The 17091-nt window shown below is 67.8% G+C and carries 13 protein-coding genes; all 13 read right to left on the bottom strand.

All coding sequences use genetic code 11. The annotated features are described in order from the left end of the window. Positions 1–6: 6 nt before the first annotated feature. Positions 7–297, bottom strand: coding sequence for a DUF2845 domain-containing protein (locus tag BM060_RS17275; RefSeq protein ID WP_043269023.1), 291 nt, complete (start codon positions 295–297; stop codon positions 7–9). Between the two features lie 11 nt (positions 298–308). Next, positions 309–3521: a DUF748 domain-containing protein gene (locus BM060_RS17280; protein WP_074981353.1), complete on the bottom strand. Its 3213-nt coding sequence runs from the start codon at positions 3519–3521 to the stop codon at positions 309–311. Positions 3522–3612: 91 nt separating this feature from the next. Continuing rightward, on the bottom strand, positions 3613–4233 hold the full coding sequence (locus BM060_RS17285; protein ID WP_074981355.1) for a response regulator transcription factor: 621 nt from the start codon (positions 4231–4233) through the stop codon (positions 3613–3615). A 77-nt stretch (positions 4234–4310) separates the two neighbouring features. Further along, entirely contained in the window at positions 4311–5489 is a 1179-nt protein-coding gene (locus tag BM060_RS17290; protein ID WP_074981357.1) for an acetyl-CoA C-acetyltransferase, read from the bottom strand. 116 nt (positions 5490–5605) lie between these two features. After that, positions 5606–6484: an oxygenase MpaB family protein gene (locus BM060_RS17295; protein ID WP_074981358.1), complete on the bottom strand. Its 879-nt coding sequence runs from the start codon at positions 6482–6484 to the stop codon at positions 5606–5608. A 94-nt stretch (positions 6485–6578) separates the two neighbouring features. After that, entirely contained in the window at positions 6579–8516 is a 1938-nt protein-coding gene (gene acs / locus BM060_RS17300) for an acetate--CoA ligase (RefSeq protein WP_074981359.1), read from the bottom strand. Positions 8517–8996: 480 nt separating this feature from the next. Beyond that, positions 8997–10661, bottom strand: coding sequence for a glucose-6-phosphate isomerase (gene pgi / locus BM060_RS17305; protein WP_074981362.1), 1665 nt, complete (start codon positions 10659–10661; stop codon positions 8997–8999). Positions 10662–10729: 68 nt separating this feature from the next. Continuing rightward, entirely contained in the window at positions 10730–11110 is a 381-nt protein-coding gene (gene panD, locus BM060_RS17310; protein ID WP_009613020.1) for an aspartate 1-decarboxylase, read from the bottom strand. Positions 11111–11219: 109 nt separating this feature from the next. Further along, complete coding sequence (gene panC / locus BM060_RS17315; protein WP_074981364.1) at positions 11220–12071, bottom strand: pantoate--beta-alanine ligase; 852 nt, start codon at positions 12069–12071, stop codon at positions 11220–11222. Beyond that, the gene (panB, locus tag BM060_RS17320; RefSeq protein WP_074981367.1) at positions 12068–12868 is read right to left on the bottom strand and encodes a 3-methyl-2-oxobutanoate hydroxymethyltransferase; all 801 of its coding nucleotides are present in this window, start codon (positions 12866–12868) and stop codon (positions 12068–12070) included. Before panB ends, panC begins: the two co-directional genes overlap by 4 nt. A gap of 124 nt (positions 12869–12992) precedes the next feature. Then, positions 12993–13478 carry a 2-amino-4-hydroxy-6-hydroxymethyldihydropteridine diphosphokinase gene (gene folK, locus BM060_RS17325; RefSeq protein ID WP_074981369.1) on the bottom strand — a complete coding sequence of 162 codons (486 nt, stop codon included), beginning with the start codon at positions 13476–13478 and terminating at the stop codon, positions 12993–12995. Continuing rightward, a complete protein-coding gene (locus BM060_RS17330) occupies positions 13475–14878 on the bottom strand; it encodes a polynucleotide adenylyltransferase PcnB (RefSeq protein WP_074981371.1) in 1404 nt (467 codons plus the stop codon). Before BM060_RS17330 ends, folK begins: the two co-directional genes overlap by 4 nt. 755 nt (positions 14879–15633) lie before the next feature. Continuing rightward, on the bottom strand, positions 15634–17070 hold the full coding sequence (locus tag BM060_RS17335) for a sigma-54-dependent transcriptional regulator (protein ID WP_074981373.1): 1437 nt from the start codon (positions 17068–17070) through the stop codon (positions 15634–15636). Between the last annotated feature and the right edge of the window lie 21 nt (positions 17071–17091).

Consider the following 17091-nt stretch of genomic DNA (forward strand, 5'->3'; position numbering starts at 1 on the left):
CTGCGCTCAGTCGCGCTTGAATTCGATACGCTTGAGGCGGTTGGCTTCGAAGGTGAGGATGTAGGTGGCGCCGTTGCGCGGGCCGTACACCCATTCCTCGACCTTGAACTCGCGGCGGTCGTAGCCGCCGAGGGTGTAGCCGACGTCGTCGCGATGGTCCGGCGCGCCGCACTTCTGCTCCACTTCCCAGGCACGGTCGCCGACGCTGACCAGGGCGCTGCCGCAGCGCATGCTGTCGGCCTGGGCACCGGCACTGGCCAACAGCAGGGCGCCGGCCAGCAGGGGAAGGGACTTCATCGGGGCGTGCCTCATTCGCTGTCGAGGTGGAGCTGGGTGATGACCTCGCCGCCCTTTTCCGCCTCGGCCTGGCTGACGTCGATCAGGTAGATGCGATCATCCCCCAGTCCGCCCTTGGTGACCAGATAGTCCTTGATGTGCGCGCCGCGCTCCTGGGCCAGCTTGCGCAGCAGCAACTGGCTGCCGCTCCAGGAGTCGACCACCGCCTGGCGCAGCTTGGCTGTGCGCTCGTCCTTGCCCAGTTCCTGCCACTCGGCCGGCGGCTGTTTCTTCAGGCGCGTGCGGTAGATGCCTTCGAGCAGGGCCGGCTGCAGGTCTTCCGGCACCTCCAGCTGGCTGGCGTCGCTGGGCACCTTGTCGCCGCGGCGCTGCAGCATCTTGTAGTAGTTGCTGCGGAATTCCTGCTGCAGGCGCTGCTCGGCCAGCAGCGGGCCGTCGGCCGCGGCGGCGCTCACGCCCTCGACTTCCAGCTTCAGCGCCGGGCGCTGCTTGAGCGCGGCGGCGAGCTTGTCGAGGTTGCCTTGCGCCGCGGGCGTCAGCTCGCTGGAGCCCGCGGCGAAGGGCACGTTGCCCAGGTCCTCGTCGCCACCACCGGCGGCCAGGCCGGCGATGAACTTGAAGGGTGCCTGCACGGCGCGCAGCACCAGGTTGCGCAGGGTCTGCCAGACGATGGGCATGACGCTGAACTGCGGGTTGTTCAGGTCGCCTTCCACCGGCAGCTGGATGTCGATGTTGCCGTTGGTGTCCTTGAGCAGGGCCACCGCCAGCTTCACTGGCAGGTCGACGGCGTCGGGGCTGTCGACCTTCTCGCCCAGCTGCAGGTGTTCCACCAGCACCTTGTTGTCGGCCTTCAACTGGCCCTTGGTGATCTGGTAGTGCAGGTCGAGGTTGAGCCGGCCCTTGCGGATGCGGTAGCCGGCGAACTTGCCGGAGTAGGGCGTCAGGGTGGTCAGCTCGACGCGCTTGAAGCTGGTGGCGATGTCCAGCTTCTCTAGCGGCGAGAAGGGGTTGAGGCTGCCCTTGATGGTGACCGGGGCGTACTTGTCGACCTTGCCCTTGATGTCGACGCTGGCCGGCTGCGGGTTGCGGTTGTCGAGGGTGCCGATCTCGCCGCCCAGTTGCTGGATGGCGGTGGCGAAGTCCGGGCGCAGGGTCAGGTCGGCGAAGTTGGCCGAGCCGTCGTTGATGCGGATGCCGCCGATGTGGATGCCCAGGGGCTTGTCGCTGCCGGCCTTGGCCGGGCTGGCGGCGCCCTTGGCCGCCGGCTGTTCGGGCTGGGCGATGATCAGCTCGCTGACGTTGGTGCTGCGGTCCTCGTTGATGATGAAGCGCGCGTAGGGCTGCTCGAAGGACACGCTCTGGATCACCAGGCTGTCGCCATGCTTGTAGGCCAGCCCGTCGAGGGTGAGCTTCTGCCATTTGACGAAGTCGCGGTTCTTCAGGGTGTCCAGGGTGTGCAACTGGCTGACCTCGGCGCTGCCGCCGACGCTGAAGGCCAGCGGCTCGGTGCTCTTGAGGTCGACGTCGAGTTTGCTGGCGAGGAAGCCGCTGCGCAGCTCCAGGCGGATGAAGGGTTCCAGGTACGACTGCGCCAGGCGCAGGTCGATGTCGCGGGTGGCGACCTTGAGCCTGGCGCTGACAGGGTTGGGGATGACGCTGCCGCTGGCCTCGATCAGCCCGCGGTTGCCGATGCCGGTCTTGAGCTTGAGCTGCAGCGCCTGGGTCAGCGAGCTGTCGAGGTCCTGCAGGTCGAGGTCCAGCGGGCCGACGTCCAGGGCCACCGATCTGGCCGGTACGCGGTCGGCCAGGTGCACCTTGTAGCCGCGCAGCTGGGTGTCGCGCAGGACCACGTGCCAGGGCTTCTGCGGCTCGGTCGGCTTGGCCGGTTCCGGCGGCGGGCTTGCCGGCTTGTCGGCGGCGGCCGCAGCCTGGTCGGCTTGGGCTTGGGCTTGGGCTTGGGCTTGGGCTTGGGCTTGGGCTTGGGCTTGGGCTTGGGCTTGGGCTTGGGCATGGGCTTGGGCCTCTGCTTCAGGTTTGGCCTCGGGCTTCGCCGCGGCCTGGGTTGCGGTCTTGTCCGCCGGGGCCGCATCGGTCTTGGCGGGCGCAGGGCTGGCCGCGTCCGCTACGGGCTTGGCGGCCGGCGCGGTGTCGGCGGGTTGCGCTGCCGCATCGGCGGCGGGTTCCGGCTGCTCGGCAGGGGCCGGCTTGCGCGCGGGCTTCTGGAAGTCGGCGAAGAGTTTCTGCCAGTCGAGCTGGCCGTCCTTCTCGCGGGCCGCCCAGGTTTCCAGGCCCTGGCTGCGGATCTGGCCGACCAGCACTTCGCGCTTGGCCAGGTCCAGGCTGGTCTCGGCCACGTCGAGGCTGGCCAGGGTGACCAGCGGCTTGCCGGCCGGGCTCTTGAGGTCGAGGTCACGCAGGTTGGCGCTGGTCTTTTCCAACTGCAGCTGGGTGTCCTTGCTCAGGTCCAGCTTGTACTCGGTGGCAACGCTGAGGATGCCCTTCTGCAACTCCAGCGGCGCGTTGTCGCGCACATAGGGCCACCAGGCCTTGAGCGGAATGCCCTGGATCGACAGGCTGCCGCTGGAGGCGAATGGGGTCAGGCTGAGGTCGCCCTTCCAGTCGACCTTGCCGCCGTGGGGGCCGGTGCCGCTCAGGGTCATCTGCGCGCCGCTGTCGGGCAGGGTGCTGAGGTTGTGCAGCTCGAAGCCCAGCGGGTCGAAGACGAAATCCACCTGCTCGCTCGGGCGGTTGTCCTGGAAGTGCACGCTGCCCTGGCTCAGGGCGACGCGCTCGATGCGCAGCGGAAAGGGCTTGCTGTCCGGCTGCTCGGGCTTGGGCTCGCTGGGCGGCAGCTTGAACAGGCGGCTGAGGTTGAGGCTGCCGTCCTCGGCGAACACCACTTCGCCATGGGGCTTGTCCAGTTGCACGTCGGCCAGGTGCAGCTGGCGCGTCCACAGGCTGTCGAGCTGCAGGTTGGCGTACAGGCGCTCGAAGGCCACCTGCTCCTGGCCGGGCTGGCCGATGCGCAGGCCCCAGACGTTCAGCTCCAGGCTGAAGGGGTTGAGTTCGATGCGCTCGATGTGCGCCGGCACGGTGGCGTACTGGGCCAGTTGCTGGTTGGCCACGCGCAGGGCGATGCCGGGGAGGATCAAGAAGCCCAGCAGGCAATAGAGGAGGAACAGCAGCACCAGGGTGCCGATCGCGCGAATCAATCCTTTGGGCATAGCGGGAGTCATTTTCCGTCGTGGCGTACCTCGGAGTATGGCACGCGTGCAAAGTTCCAAGTCTTGAGCCGTGGCAGCGCGGCCGCGGCGCTCAGGCCTGCAGGTTGTGCTGGCGGGCGAACTCCACCAGGTCCACCAGGCTGTTCAGCTGCAGTTTCTCGAGGATGCGCGTCTTGTAGGTGCTGACGGTCTTCTGGCTGAGGAACAGCTCCTCGGCGATCTGCTTGTTGCTCAGGCCGCGCACCAGGCTGCGCAGCACCACCAGCTCGCGCGGGGTGAGCGCCGCCACCGGGTCGTCGCCGGGCTGCCCGGGCGCGCCCAGGGGGCGCTCGGGGAAGCAGCGGTAGCCGGCGACCAGCATGCGCGCGGCGTTGAGGATGGCCGTGGTGTCCTTGTTCTTGCTGACGAAACCGTGCCCGCCGGCGGCTTCCACGCGGTTGGCGTAGAGCCGCTCGTCCTGGGAGCTGAGCACCAGCAGGCGGATGTTCTCGTCGAAGATGTGCACCCGCGCCAGCAGGTCCATGCCGTCCATGCCCGGCAGGTTGAGGTCGAGGATGACCAGGTCGGGCTTGTGCTGGCGCACCAGGTTGAGCCCGGCGTTACCGTCGTCGGCTTCGCCGACGATTTCGAACTGGGGGTCCTGGGCGAGCAGCGAGCGAATCGCCAGGCGCATGGCCGGGTGATCCTCCACCACGATGACGCGTTTGTTCATGGGCAATCCTTTAAGGCGCGATCCGCCCAATGAAGATAGCCCAGTTGGCGCGACCTTGCGGCCGCGCCCGGCGAGGCTCAGCGTTCCAGGGCCAGCGCGACGCCCTGGCCACCGCCGATGCACAGGGTGGCGAGGCCCTTCTTCGCGTCGCGGCGGAGCATTTCGTGCAGCAGGCTGACCAGCACGCGGCAGCCGGAGGCGCCGATGGGGTGGCCGAGGGCGATGGCGCCGCCGTTGACGTTGACCTTGGCGGTGTCCCAGCCCAGTTCCTTGCCCACCGCCAGGGATTGCGCGGCGAAGGCTTCGTTGGCCTCGATCAGGTCCAGCTCGGCCAGCTGCCAGCCGGCCTTGTCCAGGCAGCGGCGGGTGGCGGAGACCGGGCCGATGCCCATGATCGCCGGGTCGACGCCGGCATTGGCGTAGGCGGCGATGCGCGCCAGCACCGGCAGGCCCAGTTCGGCGGCCTTGGCGGCGCTCATCAGCAGCACCGCGGCGGCGCCGTCGTTGAGGGTGGAGGCGTTGCCGGCGGTGACGCTGCCGTCTTTCTTGAAGGCCGGCTTGAGCTTGGCCAGGGACTCGGCGCTGGTGCCGGCGCGGACCTGCTCATCGGTGACGAAGCGCAGCGGCTCGCCCTTGCGCTGGGGAATCTCGATGGGGGTGATTTCCGCCTCGAAGCGCCCGGCGGCGATGGCCTCGGCAGCCTTGCGCTGGGACTCGGCGGCGAAGGCGTCCTGTTCCTCGCGGCTGATGCCGTACTTGTCCACCAGGTTCTCGGCGGTGATGCCCATGTGGTAGTCGTTGAAGGCGTCCCACAGGCCGTCGACGATCATGCTGTCGAGCAGCTGCGCGTGACCCATGCGCAGGCCGGTGCGGGCCTTGGGCAGCACGTAGGGCGACAGGCTCATGCTTTCCTGGCCGCCGGCGATGATCACTTCGGCATCGCCGCAGCGGATGGCCTGGGCGGCCAGGTGCAGGGCCTTGAGGCCAGAGCCGCAGACCTTGTTGACGGTCATCGCCGGTACGCTGTTCGGCAGGCCGGCGGCGATGGCGGCCTGGCGCGCGGGGTTCTGCCCGGCGCCGGCGGTGAGGGTCTGGCCGAGGATGACTTCGTCGACCGCCTCCGCGGCGACGCCGGTCTGCTCGAGCAGGCGGCGGATCACCGCGGCGCCCAGCTCATGGGCCGGCAGGGCCGACAAGGAACCCTGGAAGCTGCCGATGGCGGTGCGGGTGGCAGCGACTATGACGACATCTTGCATGACACGAATCCTCAGCATGGGGCGGCGCGGGCCGCGGCGAACGAGCGGGCATGGTTGCACAGGCGGGCATGGCCGACCACTCTCCGAACCGCTGAGTCAGGCGCGGGATCGACCGGTCAGCGCAGCGGCGGCAGGCCCATGCGCCGGCGTGCGCGGTGCAGCGAGCCGTTGCGCACGGCCCAGCGCAGCAGTGGGACACTGCGTCGCACGCTGGCGCGGATCAGCTGGCGCTGCAGCGGGCGCAGGGAGAAGCCGAGCATGTCGGCGGCCCAGTCCGGCAGCAGGTCGATGCCGGCGCGCATCATCAGGGCGCTGAAGGGCCTGGCCAGGGAGCTGGGCGCCGGGGCGTCGAGCAGCACCTCGACCACGTCGCGGGTGCGCTCGTTGTAGCGCAGCTGGGGGCGCATGCGCTCCAGGTACTCAGCCACCTCCAGGCGCGAGCGCGGCACGTCGCGGGCGCCCAGGCGTTCGGCGACCAGGGCGATCTCGTCGTAGTAGCGGTCCTGCTCGCTGCCGGGCAGCTCGGGGTTCAGGTAGCGCAGGTGCGACTTGAGGAAGCAGCTGACCTCGGCGACGTGCACCCAGGTCAGCAGGTCCGGGTCGCTGGCCGAGTAGAAGGTGCCGTCGGGTAGGGTGCCGCTGACGTTGTCGTGGATGCGCCGCACCCGGGCGATCAGCTTCTCGGCATCGGCCACCGAGCCGTAGGTGGTGGTGGAGATGAACTGGCCGGTGCGGCGCAGGCGGCCGAGCATGTCGGCGCGGAAGTTGGAGTGGTCCCAGACGCCGCCCAGGGCGGCGGGGTGGAGCATCTGCAGGAGCAGGGCGCTGATGCCGCCGATGAGCATGGAGCTGAAGTCGCCATGGACTTTCCAGCAAGCCGAATCGGGGCCGAACAGGCCCGGGTCGCCCTTGGGGGATTCGAAATCGACGCCCCCGAGGGCGAGTCCGGTCAGGCTCAGGACCTGGCTTTCGATATGACGGCGAACGGTTTCCATGACGGGGAGCTGCAAGCCTCAAGCGTCAAGCTACAAGTGGTGCATACGGTTAGCTTAACCGCAGGCTCTCCAGCTTGCAGCTTGCAGCCGCCCTTCACCTGTTGAGGCGATTGTCGATCAGCCCCTGGACCACGCCGGGGTCGGCGAGGGTCGAGGTGTCGCCGAGGTTGTCCAGTTCGTTGCAGGCGATCTTGCGCAGGATGCGCCGCATGATCTTGCCCGAACGCGTCTTCGGCAGGCCCGGCGCCCACTGCAGCACTTCCGGCTTGGCGAAGCTGCCGATCTCCTTGCTGACCACCGCCAGCAGCTCCTGCTTCAGCTCTTCGCTGGGCTCGACGCCGTTCATCGGCGTGACGAAGGCGTAGATGCCCTGGCCCTTGAGGTCGTGGGGGTAGCCCACCACCGCGGCCTCGGCGATGCCGTCGTGCAGCACCAGGGCGCTTTCCACCTCGGCGGTGCCGATGCGGTGGCCGGAGACGTTGATCACGTCGTCGACGCGCCCGGTGATCCAGTAGTAGCCGTCCTCGTCGCGGCGCGCGCCGTCGCCGGTGAAGTAGTAGCCGGGATAGGGCTTGAAGTAGGTGTCGACCATGCGCTGGTGGTCGCCGTAGATGCTGCGGATCTGGCTCGGCCAACTGGCCTTGATCGCCAGCACGCCGGCGCCGGGGCCGTCGATCTCCTTGCCGTGCTCGTCCAGCAGCACCGGCTGCACGCCGAAGAACGGCAGGGTCGCCGAGCCGGGCTTGAGCGAGGTGGCGCCGGGCAGCGGGGTGATGAGGATGCTGCCGGTCTCGGTCTGCCACCAGGTGTCGACGATCGGGCAGCGCGTCTCGCCGACCACGTGGTAGTACCACTCCCAGGCCTCGGGGTTGATCGGCTCGCCCACCGAGCCGAGCAGGCGCAGGCTGGCGCGCGAGGTTTTCTTCACCGGTTCCTCGCCTTCGCGCATCAGGGCGCGGATGGCGGTGGGCGCGGTGTAGAAGATGTTCACCTGGTGCTTGTCGATCACCTGCCAGAAGCGCGAGGCGTCCGGGTAGCTGGGCACGCCCTCGAACATCAGGGTGGTGGCGCCGTTGGCCAGCGGGCCGTAGACGATGTAGCTGTGCCCGGTGACCCAGCCGACGTCGGCGGTGCACCAGTAGATGTCCCCCTCGTGGTAGTCGAACACGTACTTGTGCGTCATGGCCGCGCCAAGCAGGTAGCCGCCGGTGGTGTGCAGCACGCCCTTGGGTTTGCCGGTGGAGCCGGAGGTGTAGAGGATGAACAGCGGGTCCTCGGCGTCCATGGGCTCGGGCGGGCAGTCCTCGCTGACGCCGTGCAGGGCCTCGTGGTACCAGAGGTCGCGGCCCTCGACCCAGGGCACCTTGCCCTGGGTGCGCTGCACCACCACCACGGTGGAGACGTTCGGGCAGTCCTGCAGGGCCTTTTCCACGTTCTGCTTGAGCGGGATGTACTTGCCGCCGCGCACGCCTTCGTCGGCGGTGATCACTGTGCGGCAGTCGGCGTCGAGGATGCGGTCGCGCAGGGAGTCCGGCGAGAAGCCGCCGAACACCACCGAGTGGATGGCGCCGATGCGCGCGCAGGCCAGCATGGCGTAGGCCGCCTCGGGGATCATCGGCATGTAGATGCACACCCGGTCGCCCTTCTCCACGCCGCGGCTCTTGAGCACGTTGGCCAGGCGGCAGACATGGCTGTGCAGCTTGCGGTAGGTGATGTGGGCGGACTCGGCGGGGTTGTCGCCTTCCCAGATGATGGCGACCTGTTCGCCGCGCTGTTCCAGGTGGCGGTCGATGCAGTTGTAGGCGACGTTGAGCTGGCCGCCCTTGAACCAGCTGGCCTGGCCGCGGGCCAGGTCGCCGTGGTGCACGGAGTGCCAGGGCTTGAACCAGTCGAGCAGGGCCTTGGCCTGTTCGCCCCAGAACACGTCCGGTTGTTCGATGGATTGGCGGTAGAGGCGCCGGTAGCCCTCCTCGTCGAGGTAGGCACGCTGGCGAACGGCGTCCGGCACCGGGTGAGCGGTGATTTCGAACATGACGATATCCTTGTTGTTGTGATGTCTTGGTAAGGCGTCTGGCTCAAGACTGGGCCAATGCGCGGCCCGGTTCAAGTCTTGGAGGGATGGCCGGCAGTTCGGCCGGGGCTTGCAAACGCCCGCGTGCAGCGAATGCCTTGCGCAGGGCGAATAACGCGCCAGCGGTATCCGCTGTCGGTTCGTGCGCCGGGGCTACGGGGATATGCCATGCCTCCCGGCGGAACTGTCTTGCAGGCCGCGCTGGGATGCTCTTCGTAGGAGCGAGCTTGCTCGCGAACACACTCCGCTGCGGGGCTCATTCGCGAGCAAGCTCGCTCCTATGAAAAGCCGTGCTTCCTGGAAACGTAGGAGCGGGCCCTGCCCGCGATTTCGCGCGCAGGGCGCGCTCCTACAGGGGAATGGCGGGGCGGCGTTGCCGTAGCGGAAACGAAAACGCCGCTTCCCCTGTGGAGGAAACGGCGCTTTTTGCCAAGGCAGGAATCAGCCGCGGTGACGGCCGCGGAAGTAGTCGATCAGGCCCTGGGTGGAGGCGTCTTCGGCGCCCGACTCGTCGCTGCCGACCAGGCGCCCGTAGACGGCCTTGCCCAGCTCCTTGCCCAGCTCCACGCCCCACTGGTCGAAGGCGTTGATGCCCCAGAGAATGCTCTGCACGTAGACCTTGTGCTCGTACATGGCGATCAGCGCGCCCAGGCGGCGGGCGCTGATGCGCTCCAGCACCAGGGTGTTGCTCGGGCGGTTGCCGGGGATCACCTTGTGCGGCGCCAGGCGCTGCACCTCGGCCTCGTCCAGTCCTTTTGCGCGCAGCTCGGCCTCGGCTTCGGCGCGGGTCTTGCCCTGCATCAGCGCCTGGCTCTGCGACAGGCAGTTGGCGTACAGCCACTGGTGGTGGTCAGCCAGCGGGTTGTAGCTGGAGATCGGGACGATGAAGTCCGCCGGGATCAGCTGGGTGCCCTGGTGCAGCAACTGGTGGTAGGCGTGCTGGCCGTTGCAGCCGACGCCGCCCCAGATCACCGGGCCGGTGCCGGCGCTGACCGGGGTGCCGTCCTGGCGCACGCTCTTGCCGTTGGACTCCATATCCAACTGCTGCAGGTGGTCGGTGATGTTCCGCAGGTAGTAGTCGTAGGGCAGGATGGCATGGCTGCGCGAGCCCCAGAAATCGCCGTACCAGACGCCGAGCAAGCCCAGCAGCACCGGGATGTTGCGGGCGAAGGGCGCGCTCTGGAAGTGCTGGTCCATGCTGTAGGCGCCGGACAGCAGTTCCTTGAAGTTGTTGATGCCCACCGACATGGCGATCGGCAGGCCGATGGCCGACCACAGCGAGTAGCGCCCGCCGACCCAGTCCCACATGGGGAACACGTTCTCTTCGCGGATGCCGAAGGCCACCGCCGCTTCCTTGTTGCTGGAAACCGCGATGAAGTGGCGGTACAGCTCGGCTTCGTTGCCGCCCTGGGCCAGGTACCAGGCGCGTGCGGCCTGGGCGTTCTTCAGCGTCTCCAGGGTGCCGAAGGACTTGGAGGAGACGATGAACAGGGTGGTCTCGGCGTTCAGCTTGCTGGTCAGCTCGCGGAACTCGCTGCCGTCGATATTGGCCAGGTAGTGGCAGCGCACGCCTTTCTGGGCGAAAGGCAGCAGGGCCTCGGAGACTAGCTGCGGGCCGAGGAAGGAGCCGCCGATGCCGATGTTCACCACGTCGGTGATGGGCTTCTCGGTGTAGCCGCGCCACAGGCCGTTGTGCACGTAGCTGACCAGCTCGGTCATCTGGTGCAGCACGCGGTGCACTTCCGGCATCACGTCGACGCCGTCCACCAGCACCTTGTCGCCGATCGGCCGGCGCAGCGCGGTGTGCAGCACCGGGCGGCGCTCGGAGGCGTTGATCACGTCGCCGCGGAACATGGACTGGATGGCCTCGCCCAGCTGGGCTTCTTCCGCCAGCTTGACCAGCAGGCCGAGGGTGTCCTCGCGGATCAGGTTCTTCGAGAAGTCGAGGAACAGGCCGCAGGCGCTCAGGGAGAAACGCTCGAAACGCTTCGGATCGCCGGCGAATGCCTGGCGCATGCTGAAGTCCTGCAGATCCTTGCGGTGCTCGGCCAGTGCCTGCCAGCTCGGCAGGCGAGTGGCATCCAGCGGGGTGAGGTGGTGTTCCATGCGGTACCTTCGGGGGTGTGACGTGCGTTGGAGCGTGAAAAAGCCCGGGGGTTCCGGGCTTTGACGGTTCAGGCGAGCTGCACCGGGATGGCGTTGCTGGTGTGGCTGAGCTGGTTGCCCGGGGCCATGTAGAGCATGCGCGGCTGGTAGTTGGCGAGCTCGGCGTCGCTGTACTGAGCATAAGCGCAGATGATCACCCGGTCACCCACCTTGGCCTTGTGTGCGGCGGCGCCGTTGACCGAAATCATCCGCGAGCCTTCCTCGCCGCGGATGGCGTAGGTGGTGAAGCGCTCGCCGTTGTCGACGTTGTAGATCTGGATCTGTTCGTACTCGCGGATACCGGCGAGGTCCAGCCACTCGCCATCGATGGCGCAGGAGCCTTCGTAGTCGAGGACGGCGTGGGTGACTTCGGCGCGGTGCAGCTTGGCCTTGAGCATGATGCTGTGCATGGCGGCGCTCCTGTTGTTGTGGGGCTTGGCGCGGACGGCGGCAGAGTATGCCCAACCTGTTACCCGGCCTCAAGCCGCGTGCGGCGCGGCCTGGGCGGGTAACGGCGGGTCAGTCGAGCTGCAGCGGCAGGTTGTCGATCAGGCGGGTCTTGCCGAGGAAGGCGGCGGCCAGGACCACCACCTGCCGGTCGCCGGCGCCGGCCGGGCGCAGGCTCAGGGCCTCGCGGATTTCCAGGTAGTCCACCCGCAGGCCGGCGGCCTCGATCTGCCGGCGGCCCTCTTCGAGCAGCGCCGGAAAGTCGCGCGAGCCGCCGCGCAGGGCCTCGGCGAGCTGCCGCAGGGTGCGCTGGATGGCCGGCGCGCGGGCGCGCTCGTCGTCGTTCAGGTAGCCGTTGCGCGAGGACAGCGCCAGGCCGTCCTCGGCGCGCACGGTGGGCTCGCCGAAGATCTGCACGGGGATGTTCAGGTCGCGCACCAGCTTGCGGATCACCGCCAGTTGCTGGAAGTCCTTCTCGCCGAACAGCGCCATGTCCGGCTGCACCATGTTCAGCAGCTTGCAGACCACGGTGGCGACGCCATCGAAGTGGCCCGGACGGCTGCCGCCGCACAGCCCCTCGGAAACGCCGGGCACGCTGACCTTGGTCTGGCCTTGCATGCCGTCGGGGTACATCTCTTCCACGCCCGGGGCGAACAGCAGGTGGCAGCCGGCTTCCAGCAGCTTGGCCTGGTCGGCGGCGAGGGTGCGCGGGTACTTGTCCAGGTCTTCGCTGGGGCCGAACTGCAGCGGGTTGACGAAGATGCTGGCGACCACGAAGTCGGCGCGCTGGCCGGCCTTGGCCACCAGGGCGGCGTGGCCGGCGTGCAGGTTGCCCATGGTCGGCACCAGGGCGATGCGCTTGCCTTCGCCGCGCGCGCGGGCGACGGCGGCGCGCAGTTCGCGGACGGTCTTGACGGTGTTCATGCGGAGAATCCGTGTTCGGGGCCGGGGAAGGAGCCGTCTTTCACGGCCTTGACGTAGGCGGCGAAGGCGCCCTGGATGCTGTCCTGGCCTTCCATGAAGTTCTTCACGAACTTGGGCGAGCGGCCGGACAGCGACAGGCCGAGCATGTCGTGCATCACCAGGACCTGGCCGTCGGTGCCGGGGCCGGCGCCGATGCCGATCACCGGGATCTTCACCGCTTCGCTGATCTCCTGGCCCAGGGCGCTGGGCACGCACTCCAGCAGCAGCATGGCGACGCCGGCCTGCTCCAGGGCGATGGCGTCGGCGCGCAGCTGGCGGGCCTGGGCTTCCTGGCGGCCCTGGACCTTGAAGCCGCCGAACAGGTTGACCGATTGCGGAGTCAGGCCCAGGTGCGCGCACACCGGCACGCCCATCTGCGCCAGGCGCACGATGGGCTCGGCCAGCCAGGCGCCGCCTTCGAGCTTGACCATGTGGGCGCCGGCCTGCATGACCTTGACCGCGTCGTCCAGCAGGCGCTGCAGCGAGGTGCCGGAGGCGAAGGGCAGGTCGGTGACGATCATCGCGCCCTGGTTGCCGCGCTTCACGCAGGCGGTGTGGTAGGCCATTTCCTCGACCGTGACCGGCAGCGTGCTGTCGTGGCCTTGCAGCACCATGCCGAGGGAGTCGCCGATCAGCAGCATCTCCGCGCCCGCGGCGCTGGCCGCCTGGGCGAAGGTGGCATCGTAGGCTGTGAGCATCGCGATCTTCTCGCCGCTTTGCTTCAGGCCTTGCAGGGTGGTCAGGGTGACATCAGGCATGAAAACGGTCCTCGTTGGGCCGGCTGGCGCCGGCGCGGGGCACCTATAGTCCGGATGGGGCGGAGCGAAGTCAATCGCAGGTGTTACCGGACTGTTACGGCGTTACCGCCAACTGGGGTGACGATCAGGATAGCCGTTCGAGGCCCGCGAATGGGCAATCCGCCAGCAGTTCCGACAGGCTGCGGCCGTCGGGCAGGCGCAGCTGCGGCGCCAGGTCCGCCAGGGGGTAGAGGACGAAGGCGCGGGCGTGCATGTGGTAGTGCGGCACGGTCAGGCGCGGCTCGTCGAGCTGGCGCTCGCCGAACAGCAGGATATCCAGGTCGAGGGTGCGCGGGCCCCAGCGTTCGTCCTTGCGCACGCGGCCCTGTTCCAGCTCGATGCGCTGCAGGGCGTCGAGCAGCGCCAGGGGCGCAAGCTCGGTGTCCAGCGCGGCGACGGCGTTGACGTAGCGCGGCTGGTCCGGCGGGCCCAGCGGGTCGCTGATGTAGAAGGGCGAAACCGCGGCGACCGTGGTCTGCGGAATGGCCTGCAGGGCCTCGATGGCGGCGCGCAGTTGGCCCAGGGGATCGGCAAGGTTGCTGCCCAGGCCGAGATAGACGCGCTCGCTCACTCGTTGCCGGCCCCCTCGCTGCGCGGGCCACGGCGGCGACGGCTACCACCGCCGCGGCGACGCTTGCGCGGGGCCGCTCCGCCATCGTCCTGGCTGGCCGCCAGGTTGCGGATCATGCCGCGGCGTTCGCCGTCGCTGGCGTCCTGGTAGTCGGTCCACCAGTCGCCGAGGCCGCCGGTTTCCTCGCCGGCGCTCTCGCGCAGCAGCAGGAAGTCGTAGCCGGCGCGGAAGCGCGGGTTCTCCAGCAGCAGGTCGGCGCGCTTGCCCTGGCGTCGCGGCAGGCGTTCCTGCATGTCCCAGATCTCGCGGATCGGGATGGTGAAGCGCTTGGGCACGGCAGTGCGCTGGCACTGCTCGCTGATCAGTTCATGGGCGGCTTCCTGCATCGCCGGGATCGGCGGCATGCCGCGCTCCTGCAACTGCGCCACGCGCGCCGGCAGGGCCGGCCAGAGCAGGGCGGCGAAGAGGAAGGCGGGGGTGACCGGCTTGCCCTGGTGGATGCGCAGATCGGTGTTGGCCAGGGCCTGGCGGATCAGCTTGCCGGTGTATTCCGGGTCGCGGGCCAGGGCCTTGGCGCTGGCCGGGAACAGCGGGGCGAACAGTTCGTATTCGAGCAGCAGTTCGAAGGTGCGCTCGCCGCGGCCGCTGAGGAACAGCTTGAGCACTTCGTCGAACAGCCGCGCCGAGGGAATCTCGCGCAGCAGCGGCGCCAGCTTGCGGATCGGCGCGGCGCTGTGCTTCTCGATCTCGAAGTCCAGCTTGGCGGCGAAGCGCACCGCGCGCAGCATGCGCACCGGGTCCTCGAGGTAGCGCTGCTCGGGGTCGCCGATCAGGCGCACCAGGCGGTTGCGGATGTCGTGCACGCCGTGGGCGTAGTCGAGGATGCGCTCGTCGCTGCAGTCGAAATACAGGGCGTTGATGGTGAAGTCGCGGCGCTGGGCGTCTTCTTCCAGGGTGCCGTAGACGTTGTCGCGCAGGATGCGCCCGGCTTCGTTGCGCGAGGCCAGGTTGCTGTCGCCTTCGCCTTCTTCCTGCGGATGGTGGGCACGGAAGGTGGCCACCTCGATGATCTCGCGGCCGAAATGCACGTGCACCAGCTTGAAGCGCCGGCCGATCACCCGCGCGTTGCGGAATTCGGCGCGCACCTGCTCGGGGGTGGCGCTGGTGGCCACGTCGAAGTCCTTGGGGGCGATGCCCAGCAGCGGGTCACGGACGCCGCCGCCGACGATGTAGGCCTGGTATCCCGCCTTCTGCAGCCGGTCCACCACGCTCACCGCATGCCGGCTGAACTGCTCGCGACGCAGCGAATGCTGGTTGCTGCCGACGATTTCCGGGGTTGTGCGGACTGCGCGCTTGCGGCGCAAGGGAGAGCGAAGGGAGGAGATCAGCTTTTTCAGCATGTAGGCACTATTAACAGGTTGGGGTGGATTGCGTTGCGCAACGCAGCGTGCCCTGGCCGGTGGTCGCAGTCGGCAGGCAGCCCATCATGCTTGAAAAGCATGGCCGGCGGAAACAATCGGCGGTATTTCTGATGCATTGCGTATCCGAATGGGCTCGGATTCTAGCATCGGGGGGCGTGAGATAGGGAACGAAGGAGAGAAGGGAGCAGGGGAGAGCGGGAAAAGCTACTGGGGGAGCCGAAGCTCCCCCCCAAGTAGGTGCGTGCTTTGTTCTTGTTATGATGCCGGGCTTGTTGTTTTTGTTTGTAGACCCGTCCTCGAGGCTAACCGCTTCGAGGCATTCCCATTCGGGATCGACAAGAGCAAACGGATTGCTTTGGTCGCTGAGTGAGCAGTGATCTTTCGATCCAACCGATTTCGCCGCTGCCTTGGGGCAGTTTTATTGTTCTTCGATCGGTTGCGGGATTTCTCCCGCCAGCTACTCTCCTCCAAAAGAATCAGTTAGCTGCGCCTCCGCGATTTTGTTTTTGTTGTGCTGGAGTCGTTACGTGTTGTTTTTGTTCTGTGGTTTCGTGCTTGTTATTGTTGTTGTGCCAATAACAAAGCAGATGCCGTGCCAACTTTTGAGAATCCTTATTTTTCAAGGGTTTAGCTGTAGGAAGGGGTTTCGGGCAGGCACAAAAAAGCCGGGTTATCGTTACCGATGAACCCGGCTTTTGTTACGCGGGATGTCCCCGGTAACAGCTGTGCGCACCTCAGGAGTCGGCCGAGGCCCCCGACTTGCGCCGCGGGATGCCCAGGCGCTGGCGCCGTTCCCACAGGCATTTGCGGCTGATGCCCAGCTTGCGGGCCAGCTCGGTCTCGGTCATGTGGTCCTGGTGTTCGAGGACGAAATGCTGGAAGTAGTCCTCCAGCGACAGGTCCTCGGTGGGCTCGTGGTTGTTGGCCGCCACGGCGCTGCGCGCCTCCGCCTCGTCGACGAAGTCGTCCTCCAGATCGTCCAGCTCGATGTCGATGCCCAGCAGGTCGGCGGGGATTTCCTGGCCTTCGCTGAGGATCACCGCGCGCTCGATGGCGTTCTCCAGTTCGCGCACGTTACCCGGCCACGGGTAGTGGCGGATGGCCTGTTCGGCCTCGTGGGAGAAGCTCAGCGGGGCGCGCCCCATCTGCGAGCACTGGCGCGCCAGGAAGGCGCGGGCGATCTCCATCACGTCGCTGCCGCGCTCGCGCAGGGGCGGCAGCTTCAGCGAGATGACGTGCAGGCGGTAATAGAGGTCTTCGCGGAACTGCCCGGTCTTGGCCAGCATCTTCAGGTCGCGGTGGGTGGCGGCGATCAGGCGCACGTCGACCTTCTGCGACTGCACCGAGCCGACACGGCGGATCTCGCCTTCCTGCAGCACGCGCAGCAGGCGGGCCTGGGCCTCCAACGGCAGTTCGCCGATCTCGTCGAGGAACAGGGTGCCGCCGTCCGCGGCTTCCACCAGGCCGGCGCGGCCGGCGCTGGCGCCGGTGAAGGCGCCCTTCTCGTGGCCGAACAGTTCGGATTCGATCAAGGTTTCCGGGATGGCCGCGCAGTTCACCGAGATCAGCGGCGCCTTGGTGCGCTTGGACAGGTTGTGCAGGGCGCGCGCCACCAGTTCCTTGCCGGTGCCCGACTCGCCCTGGATCAGGACATTGGAGTCGGTGGGGGCGACCTTGCGGATCTTCGAGTACAGCTCGAGCATCGGCGGACAGGAGCCGATGATGCCGATCTCGCCCTCGGCCGGGGCGGCGTTACCGTTACCGCGCTCGCCCGCCGCGCGGGTGTTACCCCGTGCCTCGGCGCTGGCGCCACGGCCTTCCTGGCGGTCCTTGAGGATGCGCGCCACGGCCTGGAGCATCTCGTCGTGGTCGAAGGGCTTGGCGATGTAGTCCACCGCGCCCATCTTCATCGAGTCCACGGCCGAGCGCAGGCTGGCGTAGCTGGTCATGATCAGCACCGGGGTGCCCTGGGCCAGCTTGATCAGTTCGGTGCCGGGCGCGCCGGGCAGGCGCAGGTCGCTGACGATCATGTCGAAGGACGGAATGCTGTAGCGCTCCTGGGCCTCCTGGACCGAGCCGGCCTCGCTGACCTGGTACTGGTTGCGCTCGAGCAACCGTCGCAGGGCGGAACGGATGATGGTTTCGTCTTCGACGATGAGGATATGTGCCATGTATTCAGCTCTCTCGACGTG

Origin of the sequence: Pseudomonas citronellolis, from assembly GCF_900112375.1 — a bacterium.
In the GTDB taxonomy this organism is placed as follows: Bacteria; Pseudomonadota; Gammaproteobacteria; order Pseudomonadales; family Pseudomonadaceae; genus Pseudomonas; species Pseudomonas citronellolis.